Annotated in this window: 11 protein-coding genes and 1 pseudogene; 6 read left to right on the top strand and 6 right to left on the bottom strand. The window is 63.0% G+C overall.

What is annotated here, in order from left to right; genetic code table 11:
* Positions 1-30: 30 nt before the first annotated feature.
* The gene (locus NATGR_RS08750) at positions 31-2,706 is read right to left on the bottom strand and encodes a heavy metal translocating P-type ATPase (protein WP_275040294.1); all 2,676 of its coding nucleotides are present in this window, start codon (positions 2,704-2,706) and stop codon (positions 31-33) included.
* Positions 2,707-2,862: 156 nt separating this feature from the next.
* A complete protein-coding gene (locus NATGR_RS08745) occupies positions 2,863-4,005 on the bottom strand; it encodes a stage II sporulation protein M (protein WP_005578245.1) in 1,143 nt (380 codons plus the stop codon).
* A 236-nt stretch (positions 4,006-4,241) separates the two neighbouring features.
* On the opposite strand from NATGR_RS08745, the gene NATGR_RS08740 reads away from it, so the two are divergent.
* Positions 4,242-5,345 carry an IS630-like element ISNagr8 family transposase gene (locus NATGR_RS08740; protein WP_015233478.1) on the top strand — a complete coding sequence of 368 codons (1,104 nt, stop codon included), beginning with the start codon at positions 4,242-4,244 and terminating at the stop codon, positions 5,343-5,345.
* Positions 5,346-5,356: 11 nt separating this feature from the next.
* On the opposite strand, the pseudogene NATGR_RS20210 reads toward NATGR_RS08740, so the two are convergent.
* Positions 5,357-5,512, bottom strand: a pseudogene (locus tag NATGR_RS20210) (RNA-guided endonuclease TnpB family protein); the annotation flags it as partial.
* Positions 5,513-5,570: 58 nt separating this feature from the next.
* Between NATGR_RS20210 and NATGR_RS18850 the strand changes: the two are divergent.
* Positions 5,571-6,592, top strand: a protein-coding gene (locus NATGR_RS18850; RefSeq protein ID WP_155897278.1) for an IS630-like element ISNagr2 family transposase whose coding sequence is annotated in 2 segments (ribosomal slippage) — positions 5,571-6,075 and positions 6,075-6,592 — 1,023 coding nt in all. Because the reading frame shifts where the segments join, the coding sequence is not laid out codon by codon here.
* Between the two features lie 44 nt (positions 6,593-6,636).
* On the opposite strand, the gene NATGR_RS19395 is transcribed toward NATGR_RS18850, so the two are convergent.
* Positions 6,637-6,786, bottom strand: a complete 150-nt coding sequence (locus NATGR_RS19395; RefSeq protein WP_015233475.1) for a DUF2080 family transposase-associated protein — start codon at positions 6,784-6,786, stop codon at positions 6,637-6,639.
* A 537-nt stretch (positions 6,787-7,323) separates the two neighbouring features.
* Here NATGR_RS19395 and NATGR_RS08720 point away from each other — a divergent pair.
* From NATGR_RS08720 to NATGR_RS08705, 4 genes are all read left to right on the top strand, one after another.
* Entirely contained in the window at positions 7,324-8,088 is a 765-nt protein-coding gene (locus NATGR_RS08720) for an FkbM family methyltransferase (RefSeq protein ID WP_005578259.1), read from the top strand.
* Between the two features lie 25 nt (positions 8,089-8,113).
* Complete coding sequence (locus NATGR_RS08715) at positions 8,114-9,412, top strand: amidohydrolase (RefSeq protein ID WP_005578261.1); 1,299 nt, start codon at positions 8,114-8,116, stop codon at positions 9,410-9,412.
* A gap of 148 nt (positions 9,413-9,560) precedes the next feature.
* Positions 9,561-10,685, top strand: a complete 1,125-nt coding sequence (locus NATGR_RS08710; RefSeq protein WP_005578264.1) for a hypothetical protein — start codon at positions 9,561-9,563, stop codon at positions 10,683-10,685.
* A gap of 163 nt (positions 10,686-10,848) precedes the next feature.
* Entirely contained in the window at positions 10,849-12,144 is a 1,296-nt protein-coding gene (locus NATGR_RS08705; RefSeq protein ID WP_005578266.1) for an adenosylhomocysteinase, read from the top strand.
* Between the two features lie 130 nt (positions 12,145-12,274).
* Here NATGR_RS08705 and NATGR_RS08700 read toward each other — a convergent pair whose 3' ends face one another.
* Positions 12,275-13,057, bottom strand: a complete 783-nt coding sequence (locus NATGR_RS08700) for a PAS domain-containing protein (RefSeq protein WP_005578268.1) — start codon at positions 13,055-13,057, stop codon at positions 12,275-12,277.
* An 84-nt stretch (positions 13,058-13,141) separates the two neighbouring features.
* Positions 13,142-13,399, bottom strand: coding sequence for a HalOD1 output domain-containing protein (locus tag NATGR_RS08695; RefSeq protein WP_005578272.1), 258 nt, complete (start codon positions 13,397-13,399; stop codon positions 13,142-13,144).
* Between the last annotated feature and the right edge of the window lie 17 nt (positions 13,400-13,416).

Genomic DNA, 13,416 nt, shown 5'->3' with positions numbered 1-13,416 from the left:
AGCGAGAGCGAGTCCGATCGTCGCCGGTCATTAGCCCGTCACCTTCTTGGAGAGCCACACGAACGGCCGGAACGGCAGGAAGACGTAGTCCTCGTGCGGGTCCCACTGCATGAACGCCAGGCTGTTGGAGACGACCGAGACGCTCGAGGCGGCCATCGCCAGTCCCGCGAGCGCGGGGTTCAACAGCCCGATCGAGGCGATCGGGATCAGCGTCGTGTTGTAGATGAAGGCCCAGAACAGGTTCTGGCGCACCTTCGAGATGGTGGCGTCGGCGACTCGCATCGCTTTGAGCACGTCGGCGGGGTCGTCCCGCATCAGCGTGATGTCGGCGCTCTCGATGGCGACGTCGGTACCGGAACCGATCGCGACGCCGACGTGGGCAGTCGTCAGCGCCGGCGCGTCGTTGACGCCGTCGCCGACCATGATCGTGCGGTTTCCGTCTTCTTGGATCACGTCGATCTCGTCTGCCTTGTCCTCCGGCAGGACTTCGGCGTGGACATCGTCGGGGTCCATCCCGAGCTGGTCACCGATCGCGCGGCCGGTGCGTTCGTTGTCGCCGGTCAGCATCATCACGTCGTAGCCCCGCTTCTGGAGTTCGGCGACGGTCTCTTTGGCGCTGTCGCGGACCGTGTCCGCGGTGGCGACGATCCCCAGAAGTGCACCGTCCAAGGCGACCAGCATCGCCGTCTTGCCCTCGCGTTCGAGTCGCTCCATCGCCGCCTCGACGGGCGTGGGGTCGACGTCGTTGTCTTCCATCAGCTTGCGGTTCCCGACGAGCACCTCGCCCTCGGGGACCGTCGCGCGGATGCCGTGGCCGGGGACGTTCTCGAACTCGGTCGGGTCAGCGAGGTCGACGCCACGCTCTTCGGCACCGTCGACGATCGCCTGCGCGAGCGGGTGTTCGGAGCCGGACTCGGCGCTTGCCGCGACCGACAGGAGGAGACCCTCGTCGGCGGTGGGCTCGCCGGTCGTCTCGAGGACGCCCCCATCAGCCGCCGGCGTCCCACCGTCCGTCTCGGCCACCTCGTCGACCGGGACGACGTCCGTCAGGCGCATATCGCCGTGAGTCAGCGTCCCCGTCTTGTCGAAGACGACCGTGTCGATGCCCCGAGCCTTCTCGAGAACGTCGGCACCCTTGTAGAGGACGCCGTTTTTCGCCGACAGCGTGGAGCCGACCATCGTCGCCATCGGCGTCGCCAGCCCCAGCGCACAGGGACAGGCGATCAGGATGGCGGAAGCGAGGACGATCACGGAGAACTCGAGCAGCGACACCCCCTCGGGACCGGCTGCGGCTGCGGGACCGCCCCCGACCGGCTCGAGCAGCGGAATGATCGACCCGAGCGCGTCCGATACCGCAAAGAGCACGCCCGGCTCGAGCGCCCACATGACCGACCAGAAGACGGCGTTGACGATCACCGCAGGGACGAAGTAGGCGCTGACGCGGTCGACCAGTCGCTGAACGTCCGGCTGGCGGGCCTGGGCCTCTTTCACGCGTTCGACGATCTGCTGGATCGCCGTCTCCTCGCCGACGTTGGTCGCCTCGACGTAGAGGACGCCATTCTCGTTGATCGTCGAGCCGACAACCTCGTCGCCCTCGCCCTTCTCGACGGGGACCGACTCCCCGGTGACCATCGACTCGTCGACCGCGCTCTGGCCGTCGACGACGACGCCGTCCGTGGGCACCTTCTCGCCCGGCCGGACCTTCATCACGTCGCCGGGTTCGACCGTCTCGAGCGGGACGACCATCTCGTCACCGGGGACGGCGTCGCCGTCCGCTCGAGACGCCGGGGACGTCTCCCACTCGACGACAGTGGCTTCTTCGGCCTGCATCTCGAGCAGTTCGCGGAGTGCGGAACTCGCGCGAGCCTTCGAACGGGCCTCGAGCCAGACGCCGAGGTAGATGAACCACAGAATGAAAGCGACGGCCTCGAAGTAGAGTCCACCTTCGATCGCACCGAGGACGACCGCTGTACTGTAGACGTAGCCCGTGGTGGTGCCGACCGACACGAGCGTATCCATGTTCGCCTGGTGATTGTTGACCAGCGACGTGTACGCGCCTGCGATGAAGTGCTTGCCAAGCGTCGCCATCAGCGCCGTTGCGAGGACGAACTCGATCCAGTCGGGATCGACACCGAGGATCGTCTCCGGCAGGACGCCGGGGACGAACATGTCGATCATCACCAGCACGAACGGCGCGGTGAGGAGGCTGCCGACGATCGTCCACTTGCGTTTGGTCCGGAGTTCACGCTGGATGGCACTCTCGCGCTGTTCGGTCAGTGCGTCGCCGTCGTCGCCGGCGCGTTCGGGTTCGAACCCGGCATCTTCGATGGCATCGTAGATCGCCGAAAGCGAGGTGTCCTGTGGGTTGAACTCGACGGTTCCCTCTTCGGTCGCGTAGTTGACCGTCGCCGAGAGCACGCCAGGAATCTCCTCGATGGCGTCCTCGTTTGTCTGGGCGCAGGTCGAACACGACATGCCGGCGATTTCGACCGTCGTCTGCGTCCGGTCGGGGTCGTAGCCGGCGTCCTCGATCGTCGCATAGATTTCGGTCAGCGAACTCTCGTCGGGGTCGTACTCGACGGTCCCCTCGTCGGTCGCGAAGTTCACGTCGACAGCCTCGACCCCCTCGAGATCGTCGACGGCCTCCTCGACCGTCCCGGAACACGTCGCGCACGACATCCCGGTAATGCTGATGGTGGATTTCACGTACTGATCACTCGTCCCTTACTACGCCCCCCTGTTTCAAGCGGTTTGCTACTAACACATCGGTATTTGTCCACGATCGCAGTTATGGATCAAAAGCAGTCTCGAGTGCACAGCCAGTAACCAAAACCGAGGACATCTCGGTTAGGGAGATGGCGGTTATGCTCCCGCCGCCTCGACGATTTCGGGGAACAGTAACCCGAGCAGTTCCGGCGTGACGTAGGCCTCGACGAACGCGGCGAGAGCGAGCAGGAGCCAGCCGAAGACGACGAACGCGACGGTCCGGTAGACGTACGGTTTCGTGAGGAACACCGCTCGTTTGCCGAAGACGCGTTCGCCAAACCGGTAGAGCAGTCGGAAGCCGACGCCAGCGGCGATAAACAGTGCCGGAAGTTCGAAGATACCGTGTGGCGTCAGTCCCGCGACGACGTAGTCGACCCCGATAGTACTTCCCATGATGGCACCGACGTTCCCGACGACGACTCCGTTGAACAGCATCGCGAACGCGGTTACCAGGCCGACGGAAAGCGCTCCGGCGATCGTGACGAAAAACGCCTGTGAGTTGTTCTCGAGGTAGAACGAGGCCGTCGTCCCGATTTCACCGTCTTCCGCGAGATCCGGGTACTGTTGCTCGAGCAGTTCGAGAAACAGTACCGACAGGTCGACGCCGGCGGCAACGAGGACGACGCCGATGCCCATCCCGAACGCGAACAACCCGATCGAGAACCAGACCGGGCGACGGTGCTCGAGCCAGCCCGCCGACAGCGTCTCGAGGATGGTGATGTTGTCGATCGGGGCGGTGACGGCGAGCGCCGCAAAGACGACGCCGAGTGTGGCAGCGCCGACGACCGGGGCGAGGTCGTCGTGGGTAGCGTACGTGATTCCCGCGGTGACAAACGACGAGAGCGCGAGCACGAACGCGAGAAGCGACCAGTTCCGGACGGCGTTCGGACTCGGCCCCGGCCCCTCACTGGGATCGTCGTCGGCCGGTTCTGGGTCGGCAGACGGCGAATCCGTCGCCGACTCCCTGTCCTCACCTTCGCTTTCGTCTTCGTCCGGCAGATTGATACTGATCTGGGGTTCCCGTTCGGTATCGTCGTCCGCTCGTCGTTTCGACTCCGGATCGGCCTCTCCATCGAGAGTCGACGTCGGCTCGGACTCCCGTTCGCTGCGCTCGTCCGGCTCGTCGTCCGCGACCGGATGGCGCTCGGGTCCGAACACGAACCCCCCTTCGGAGTCCTCCCCCGAGCCGTCGGAATCCTCGTCGTGATCGTCTCCCGTTCCGTTGCCGCCACCGTTCATGTGCCAACTCTACGCAAATGCGTGGGATAAATCCGCCGGCTATCGTCAGCACGTAGGAGTCGTCACTGCTTGCGTCTCCGACTGAGTTACGGGGCCGAAATTCGTGGATCTCCACTGAATTCGTGACTTCCTCCCCACCCTACTCGCTCGCGGCTTGCGCCGCTCGCTCCTTGAGGGTAGCGTGAGACCGTAATGAGTGACAGAAGTTTTGGGCGTGGGCTAAGACGAACGGGGTAATGGGAGGAGACCGGCGGGGCGAGCTCGTTCGTCATCTGAGCGAGGAGGAGTTGGATCGTCTGCTGGACGAAGCAGACGATCCAAAGGTCGTCAAGCGGCTCACCTTTGTCAAACGTCTCTACAAGGGTGCAACGTACGAAGAAGCAGCCGACGACGTTGGGAAATCTGCGTCGACTGGAAGTCGCTGGGCACGTCGATGGAACGATGGCGGGCTGGGTCAGTTGACACCGAACTTCGGGGGCGGAAGGCCCCCGAAGCTCGGTGACGAGGAACAAGAGTGTCTTCTAGAACTTCTCCGGGAGGGACAGCCCTGGAAAGCACAGGAAGTTCACCAGCTCTTGGACGCAGAGTTCGATGTTGAGTACCATCCGGATTATCTCGGTCGATTCCTCCGGAATCTCGGACTGTCTTACGCTAAACCACGTCCAAAACGTCCCTCACGGCCAGAAAATGCAGATGAAATCCTCGAAGAACGCGTCGCAGACGCGTTCGACGAGGAAACAGAGACAGCACATAACAAGCGTCCCGAGGATGAGGACGAAGGCTGGGTTCTCGACGACGATATCTGTACAGATGGAGGAACTATCGTCGGTTTTTGTGACGCTTCTCATCCGCAACCATACGACAATTCGCATCGACTGTGGTACGTCGATGATCCGACACTCGAACGACCGCTGGTGAAGCTTGACGAACCAGCGGTCGGGTGCTATACGCTCAACGGCGAAAGTGTCCTGACCTTTCCTGAAGATCAATCGAAAGAGAACATCTGTGCCCTATTGGAGGAGGTCCGCGAGCAGAATCCGGGAACGCGGATTCTGCTCGTCTTGGACAACTTCTCGTCTCACATCTGTGAGCACACGCGCAAGCGCGCACATCAACTCGGTATCGATCTCGTCTTTCTTCCGGTCGGTTCACCGCATCTCAATACAATCGAGCAGGTCTGGAAAGTGCTCAAACGAAATGCTTCACCAATCGTCGTGGCGAGCGAGAGCGCGTTCCGCACTCTCGCTCGCCGCCTCTTCAACACCCTCACCGATCGACTTGGATTCGCCAAGTCTTGGATCGACCAGTTCCTCAGTCCATATTTGCAAAAGTTATCTTGATCATTAAGGTCTCACGGACCATGCGAACGGGCGCTTCGCGCCCGTGAGCAGATGGGGCTTCCTGTTTCCACGACGCGCTTTGCAGGAACCGAATCGGTTCCCGTAGGGAGCGCAGTCTCCGCAGGCGTTCGAAAATCGTCTGCCGATTTTCGCAGCCCATCAGAATCTTTCGATTCTGATACTGATGGATAAAACTTCATGTATCTCTAGATGCGGGGGAATAGTATGGCGACGTTGGAGAACGTCTCTGTCGAAGACCTCCGCCAGATCTTGGCGGAGGTCGATGATGCCGATGCAACAAAGCGGCTCATGGCCGCGATCACCTACAAAGAGATAGAAGATCTAACGCAAGCAGAAGCCGCCGCACTCTATGGATTTTCCAGCAGTTGGGCCTCGAAATGGTTCAATCGACTCGAACGGCTCGCCGACGAGCCGTTCGAGGAGGTCGTCTACGACAAACCACGAGAGGGCAGACCATCCGAACTCTCTGACGACGAGCACGAGCAGTTTGTTGAGGTACTTCACGAGTCTCCCGAAGACGTTGGATACAACGCGCCCGCGTGGTCTGTTTCACTAGCGCGTCACTATCTCTCCGAAGAATTCGGTGTTGAGTACTGCGAACGTCACGTCCGACGACTGATGTCCGAGGCCGGGCTGTCCTGGAAGACAGCCCGGCCGGAGTTCCACAAGTCCGACGAACGAGCCCAAGAGGCCTGGGAAGAAGGGTTCAAAAAAAGCGCGACAACTTGGACGATGAATACACGATCCTGACCATCGATCAGACGCGACAGGTTCTCTCGACGCTGATCTACGCGTGGTTTCCAGAAGGGGAGCGCCCGTCACTCCCGGTGACGGGCGCGTGGGACAGCATCAAACTCCTCGGGGCAGTCAGCAATAGCGGCGAGACGTTCTTTCTCCCGTGTGAGGAGAATTTCAACAGCGACACCACAATCCGGTTGCTCGACGCTCTCCAAACCGAGTTCGGCGAGAAAATCTGCGTTGTCTTAGATAATGCCTCCTATTTTACGGCGAACAAGGTGCAGGCATTCGCCGAAGGAACTCCGATCGAACTGTGTTACCTTCCACGGGGTTCACCAGAGCTGAACCCCGTGGAAGAGTGCTGGCGACGACTCAATCAAGCACTCGGCAACCGCTTGTTCAACACACTGGATGAACTTCAAGAGGCTGCACTGACCGCGCTTGACGACATCGAACCGCCGAATGTCTTTACGTACTTATGTCCTTGAGTATCAGTTGGGTTGAGCCGATACCTGTAGTTGTAGCGCATAGTCTACTCGTCTTCGTCGGTTGGATCGGTGACACGGACGACTTTGACAGTTGCGCCAGTCCACGCTTTCGGGACGTAGATGTGCGCACCGTTTCCGGTCGGTTTGACTTCGGCTTTGAGGACTTCGTGCCCTTCGACCTCGTATCGATCCATTGAGTGTATCTACGAAGTAGATACTCATCAATCTGCCGATAGCGTGGGCCTGCGGGCCTGCTGTAGAAAAGTGCAAGAAACTCGTGCGGCGTTGACGAGACGCGAAGCGTCTCGTTCGCACACCAGAAATCAAAGATTTCTGGGGACGCTGTATCCCCTCCCTGCTCGCGCCTTCGGCGCTCGCTGAGGAAGGGGCATTAGCGCCTCGATCCAGGTAAATCGATCGGAGTCAAGTGGTTCGAGAAACCTCGTCTCCCGTCATCACGGACGATCAGAGATCTTCCGATCGACCCCGAGGCACTCGGCCTGCTCCGCCTGTAGAGAGCGACCGTTCGGGCGTCGACAGTACGAAACGCCATCCTGGGCTGGTTGCGGGCGGTTTCCGGCGTCGACGAGCACTGTCGACGGTCCGCTCGAGCAGGATCGAGATGTCGGCGAGCACATCGGGTGAAGACTGTCACGAGACGGACCTCTGGCCTGGACGACCGGTCGGCGGCCGAACGTACAACAGCCAGGAGAGCATGTGAGGCCGTACGAATGGTCCCTGCCACACTCGAGGACGCCCGCGGCTTCGTTCACATCGTCTACCATCGTTTGCGTGAACTGAACTACGACTACCTGCGACGCTCGAGGCGAAACCGGACGCCAGCGGGAGCGTTTCGGTGTTACGAACCCGTCAACCGCCACGGAAGCGACGAGATGCTCGCAGAACTGGACGACGCGTGTGGTCCGTCCGCGGTCGTCTTCGACGTCGGCGCGAACGTCGGAGTGTACGCGCTCGCGCTCACGAGCGACGAACCGGACCGGCGCGTCGTCGCGTTCGAACCCGCATCGAGGAGCGCAAAACGGCTCCGGGCGAACGTTCGACTGAACGGCCTCGGAGCCCGGATCGACGTTCAGGTCTGTGGCGTCGGCGACGAGAACGCAGAACGGCCGTTCTTTCGGTCGAGCAACCCCGAACTGTCGGCGTTCGACGGGGCGAGCGCTCGCAGATGGGGGGCGTCGGTCGCCGAGATCCGATCGAGTCCGGTTCGACGACTGGACTCGCTCGTCCTCGAGAACAACCTGCCGTCGCCGGACGCGATCAAGATCGACGCCGAGGGTGCAGCGCCAGCGGTACTGACGGGCGCTCGAGATGTCATCGAGCGCTATCGACCGACGCTGTTGATCGAGATCCACGAGGACGGCTTCAAGCGAGACATCACAGGGGAGAGTCGGGCAACACTCGAAGCACACGATTACGCCATCGACGAGCGCGACGGGTTCTGGCGGTGTGAGCCCAGCCAAGAGAGAGAAGAATAAGGCCACCCGGTGGAAACACCGGGGCATGGTTACGCTTGCGATCACCGACGGACAGGTGTTGACACCCGAGTTCACCGTCGAACGAGCCGACGTGCTGATCGACCAAGACCGCGGCGAAATCCTCGAGATCGGGCCGGATCTCGCAGGCGACGCCGACGAGACGCTCGACGCCGCGGAGTCGCTCGTCACTCCGGGGTTCGTCAACGGCCACTGCCACGTCGCAATGACGCTGTTGCGGGGACACGCCGACGACAAGCCCCTGGACGCCTGGCTGCAGGAGGACATCTGGCCGGTCGAGGCGGAACTGACGGCCGAGACGGTACGCGCCGGGACAGAACTCGGCGTCCTCGAGATGATCAAGTCCGGAACGACGGCGTTTGCGGACATGTACTTCTTCGTGCCGACGATCGCCGACGTGGTGGCGGAGGCAGGACTGCGCGCCCGACTCGGCCACGGGGTCATCTCGGTCGCCAAAGACGACGAGGCAGCACGGGAAGACGCCCGCGAGGGACTCTCGGTCGCCGAAGAGATAGACGGCATGGGAGACGGCCGCATCTCGTCGGCCTTTATGCCACACTCGCTGACGACCGTCGACGGCGAGTACTTAGAAGAGTTCGTCCCGCAGGCCCGCGAGATCGGCGTCCCGATCCACTACCACGCCAACGAGACCGAAGACGAGGTGACGCCGATCGTCGAGGAACACGGCGTCCGACCGCTTGCCTACGCCGCCGAGAAAGGGATGCTCGAGTCCGAAGACTTCGTCGCCCACGGCGTCCACGTCGAGGAAAGCGAGATCGGTCTGCTCGCAGAGGCGGGCACGGGCGTGATCCACTGCCCGGCTTCGAACATGAAACTCGCCAGTGGAATGGCTCCCGTCGAACGGATGCGCGAGGCTGGCATCACCGTCGGCATCGGCACCGACGGTGCGGCCTCGAACAACGATCTCTCGATGCTCGACGAGGCCCGCGACGCGGCGATGATCGGCAAACTCGCAGCCGACGACGCAAGCGCCGTCCCTGCAGGGGCGGTCGTCGAGATGATGACCGACGGGAGCGCGGAGGCCGTCGGCTTCGAGTCCGGCCGACTCAAGGCTGGCGCGCCCGCGGATCTGGCGGTGATCGACCTCGAGAAGCCACACTTGACGCCGCGAAACGACCTCGTGAGCCACCTCGCGTACGCCGCGGCCGCCGCCGACGTTCGCCACACGGTTTGTGACGGACAGGTGCTCATGCGCGACCGCGAGGTCCGAACGCTGGACGAGTTGGCAGTCCGTGAACGCGCGACCGAAGAGACCGAGAAACTGCTCGCTCGCGCCGGCCAGTAGGCAACTGATCGGCCGTTCCCGTGAACGGAATTCGAACGCTCGTAGACCTTCGTAAACTCTTTAGCCGCATTCTATTCGGTTTCAGTAGCCGAAAACCGGCAGCAACTGCCGGCTGGGTTTATGCTATGCAGGTTGAATGTCAGACCAGATGAAACGCTGTAGACTACTCGTAACTGCACTCGCGCTCGTCGTAGTGCTGGCTGCGCTCGCGCCGATCGGTACGGTCGCGGCAGAGTCGGCCAGCGACGACCTCGAGTTGATAGTATCGGACGACGGCGTCGTCTCCGTGACGGCCAACGAAACGCCCGTAGAGAACGCGACCGTCGAAGTGACGATCGTCGACGAGAACGCGTCGTACGCGGGGGACGGTAATCACACGACCGACGCCGACGGCGAGGTCGAACTCCCCGAACCCGAGGACGACGTCGACGTCTCGGTCACCGCTTCGACCGACGAGGAGAGCGTCGAAACGACGACAACGCTCGAAGCCGCCGACGGCGTCGAGGATCTCTCGCTCGATGTCACGCAAAACGGTGACGTGCTCGTCGAAGTCACCGATGGAAACGAGTCGCTCGAGAATGCAGCCGTCGGCGTGACACTGGCCGACGGCGAGGACGCGGAGAACGTCTCCTACGCGGAGACGGGCGAGTACACGACCGACGAGAACGGCACGGTCTCTCTCGCTGGCCCCGAAGAACCCGTCGACGTGACGATCACAGCGACGGTCGGCGACGACTCCGTCGAGGAGACGGTGGGCCTCGAGAGCGTCGACGAGCAAGAGACGGAAGAGCCCGAAAACTTCGGTCAGTTGCTGCAGGAGTTCAAGGAGAACGAACTGAACGCGAGCGACGACGAGCCTCGAGGACTACAGATCGCGTCTTTCGTGGTCGAGAACAACCCGGGTAACGCGCCGGCTCACGCTGGTCCACCGGCTCACGCTGGTCCACCGGCTCACGCTGGTCCACCGGCTCACGCTGGACAGCCTGGCGGTGACAACGAGAGCACCCAGGGACCACCCGGACACGCTGGCCCGCCGGGCAGTGACAACGAGAGCACCCAGGGACCACCCGGACACGCTGGCCCGCCGGGCGACGATGACGACGAAAGTGGGCAGGGTCCACCCGGACACGCTGGCCCGTCGGATAACGACGACAGTAGTTCGTCCAGCGGTGGCAGCTCGTCCAGCGGTGGCAGCTCGTCCAGCGGTGGCAGCTCGTCCAGCGGTGGCGGCGGTCCGCCGGACCACGCTGGTGGCGGTCCACCCGGTAACTAACCCGGTCTCGCGTCACGCTCCGCCGTCGGACGACGAAACGGAACGCGACACGCTGTCAGGGGCACGGTCTGTCACCGACGGCGGTTCCGGGCCGGCATTACAGCGACCGTCTCGGCGACTCCGCTTCGGTACCGTTTTGGCTCCGGTCGCTCTCTATAGAGACATGACTGAGACCGGGAGTTCGTATGCCCCGATCAGCGAACAGGTAGACGACGCCGAGAGCGCCCGCGAGGAGGGCCGGCGAAAGATGGACTGGGCCGCCCAGCACATGCCCATCCTCGAGTCCGTGCGCGAGGAGTTCGTCGCCGACCAGCCATTCGAGGGCGAACGCATCGCGATGGCGATGCACGTCGAGGCCAAGACCGCGATTCTCGTCGAGACGCTCGCAGAGGGCGGTGCCGAGGTCGCCGTCACGGGCTGTAACCCCCTCTCGACCCACGACGACGTCTCCGCCGCGCTGGACGCCCACGACAACATCACCAGCTACGCGAAACGCGGCGTCGACGACGACGAGTACTACGCGGCCATCGAGGCCGTCATTGCCCACGAGCCGACGATCACGGTCGACGATGGGATGGACCTCGTCGCCGCGATCCACGAGGACTACCCCGAACTGATCGACGGCATCGTCGGCGGCGCAGAAGAGACGACGACCGGCGTCCACCGACTGCGCGCGATGGACGACGACGGCGCACTCGAGTATCCCGTCTTCGCTGTCAACGACACGCCGATGAAGCGACTCTTCGACAATGTCCACGGCACCGGCGAGTCCTCGCTGGCCTCGATCGCCATGACCACGAACCTCTCGTGGGCCGGGAAGAACGTCGTCGTCTCCGGCTTCGGCTACTGTGGGAAAGGCGTCGCGAAGAAGGCCGCCGGCCAGAACGCAAACGTCATCGTCACCGAGGTCGAGCCACGGCGCGCCCTCGAGGCCCACATGGAAGGCTACGAGGTCATGCCGATGGCCGAGGCCGCCGAGGTCGGCGATGTCTTCCTGACGACGACGGGCAACCGCGACGTCATCGTCGAGGAACACTTCGAGCAGATGAAAGACGGGGTTTTGCTCGCGAACGCGGGCCACTTCGACATCGAGATCGACCTCGACGCACTCGACGACCTCGCGGTCGACCGCTACGAAGCCCGCGAGGGCGTCGAGGCCTACGAACTCGAGGACGGCCGCCGGCTGAACGTCATCGCCGAGGGCCGACTCGTGAACCTCGCCGCACCGATCTCGCTGGGCCACCCCGTCGAGGTGATGGACCAGAGCTTCGGTATCCAGGCCGTCTGTGTGCGAGAGATGCTCGAGAACCCCGAGGCGTACGACGCGGGCGTCCACGACGTGCCGGACGAACTCGACAAAGAGATCGCCGAGATCAAACTCGAGGCCGAGGGCGTCGAGTTCGACTCGCTGACGGACATCCAGCGCGAGTACATGGATTCCTGGGATCACGGGACGTAATTTCTACTCCATCTCGAGCGTCGCCGTCGTCTCCGCGGGGCGAATCTGTGTCGGGAATCGAACGTGTCGCGAGGACAACGGGTATCGAGACGTCAGTCGACGTCGAACACAGGTCGGAGAAACGCGACGGTCAGCCGGTGGTCGTCTCGTCGTCTGCTGGCGTCTCGACGACGAACACCAGACTGCCGTCCTCGAGTCCGCCGATGCTGACGCGCGCGGAAAACTCCGTGCCGTCGGTTCGGCGACCGGTACAGGTGCCGGTCCAGCGCCAGCCGTCCTCGACCGTCGGTATCGCAGTCGACGCGAGTCGCTCGGCGGTGGCCGGTTCGAACAGGTCCTGCCACGGTTGCCCGATCAGGCCGTCGCGGTCGGCCCCGAACTCGACGGCGAACGAGTGGTTCGGGAACTCGATGGCACCGTCGGGGTCGACAGTCGCGATGGCATCGCCAGCGAGTTCGATACCGGCGAGCGAGCGTTGTGACAGCGTCGACAGCCGTTTTCGTTCGACGAGCCGTGGGAGTCTGTAGCGAAGCCGTTGGTCGACGGTTGGTCCGTCGGCGACGACGTCGGTCCACTGGTGGTCGGCCGTCTCGTCACGCGCCATCGTCAGCCAGCTCTCGTCGGCCACGACGAGGACCGGAAGCTCCGCGCGCCGGCGTCGAACGCGGTCGATCGTCTCCTCGAGAGTGGCGTCCTCCGGCGGCTGTCGACAGACGAGACAGTCGACGTCAGCGAGTTGTTCGAGTGCAGCGGAGAGAGACACCGCCGTCGAGATTTCGACGATAGGTGAGGTCTCCTGGTCCGTCTCGAGGCGCTCGGCGGCGAAACCGTCCCCGATAACGAGGGCGGTGAGCGATTCGTCGTCGGTCGGGAAGACGTTTCGTGTCTCGGCTATCGATAGGGCACCTAGCATCGTTTGGTAGCGTTTCGAAGCACGATCGTCGGCCCGATACTGAAAGCGACGCGAGGGCGGTCGAAGCGCGGCGTCCGCGCCCGATTATCGGCTTCCATGGACGGTGCCGTCGACGGCGACAGTGCCGTCGCCGCGGACTTCGACCGTGTGTTCCTGGTAGTCGAAACGGACGGTTGCGTGTCCGTTCGCTTCCTCCTGGAACAGTCGGTCGAGTGCCTCGGGATCGACAGCGTGATACAGCGGCTCGAGCTCGAGTGGATCGGTGTCGGTGACGGTGGCGAGTGCGTCGACGACTCGAAGGCTGGGGGAATCGCGGTGGTGATCGAGAGTTGTTTCTGCCATACCAGATCAAGGCGCGA

The sequence above is a fragment of the Natronobacterium gregoryi SP2 genome (assembly GCF_000230715.2).
GTDB classification, from domain to species: Archaea; Halobacteriota; Halobacteria; order Halobacteriales; family Natrialbaceae; genus Natronobacterium; species Natronobacterium gregoryi.
This window is presented reverse-complemented; position numbering and strand designations above follow the sequence as displayed.

What these genes read in the sequence shown, in the direction of transcription:
- NATGR_RS08700 (WP_005578268.1), bottom strand. Translation starts at nt 13,057, where the DNA reads ATGCTAGGTGCCCTATCGATAGCCGAGACACGAAACGTCTTCCCGACC.
- NATGR_RS08715 (WP_005578261.1), top strand. Translation starts at nt 8,114, where the DNA reads ATGGTTACGCTTGCGATCACCGACGGACAGGTGTTGACACCCGAGTTC.
- NATGR_RS19395 (WP_015233475.1), bottom strand. Translation starts at nt 6,786, where the DNA reads ATGGATCGATACGAGGTCGAAGGGCACGAAGTCCTCAAAGCCGAAGTC.
- NATGR_RS08740 (WP_015233478.1), top strand. Translation starts at nt 4,242, where the DNA reads ATGGGAGGAGACCGGCGGGGCGAGCTCGTTCGTCATCTGAGCGAGGAG.
- NATGR_RS08720 (WP_005578259.1), top strand. Translation starts at nt 7,324, where the DNA reads ATGGTCCCTGCCACACTCGAGGACGCCCGCGGCTTCGTTCACATCGTC.
- NATGR_RS08710 (WP_005578264.1), top strand. Translation starts at nt 9,561, where the DNA reads ATGAAACGCTGTAGACTACTCGTAACTGCACTCGCGCTCGTCGTAGTG.
- NATGR_RS08745 (WP_005578245.1), bottom strand. Translation starts at nt 4,005, where the DNA reads ATGAACGGTGGCGGCAACGGAACGGGAGACGATCACGACGAGGATTCC.
- NATGR_RS08695 (WP_005578272.1), bottom strand. Translation starts at nt 13,399, where the DNA reads ATGGCAGAAACAACTCTCGATCACCACCGCGATTCCCCCAGCCTTCGA.
- NATGR_RS08705 (WP_005578266.1), top strand. Translation starts at nt 10,849, where the DNA reads ATGACTGAGACCGGGAGTTCGTATGCCCCGATCAGCGAACAGGTAGAC.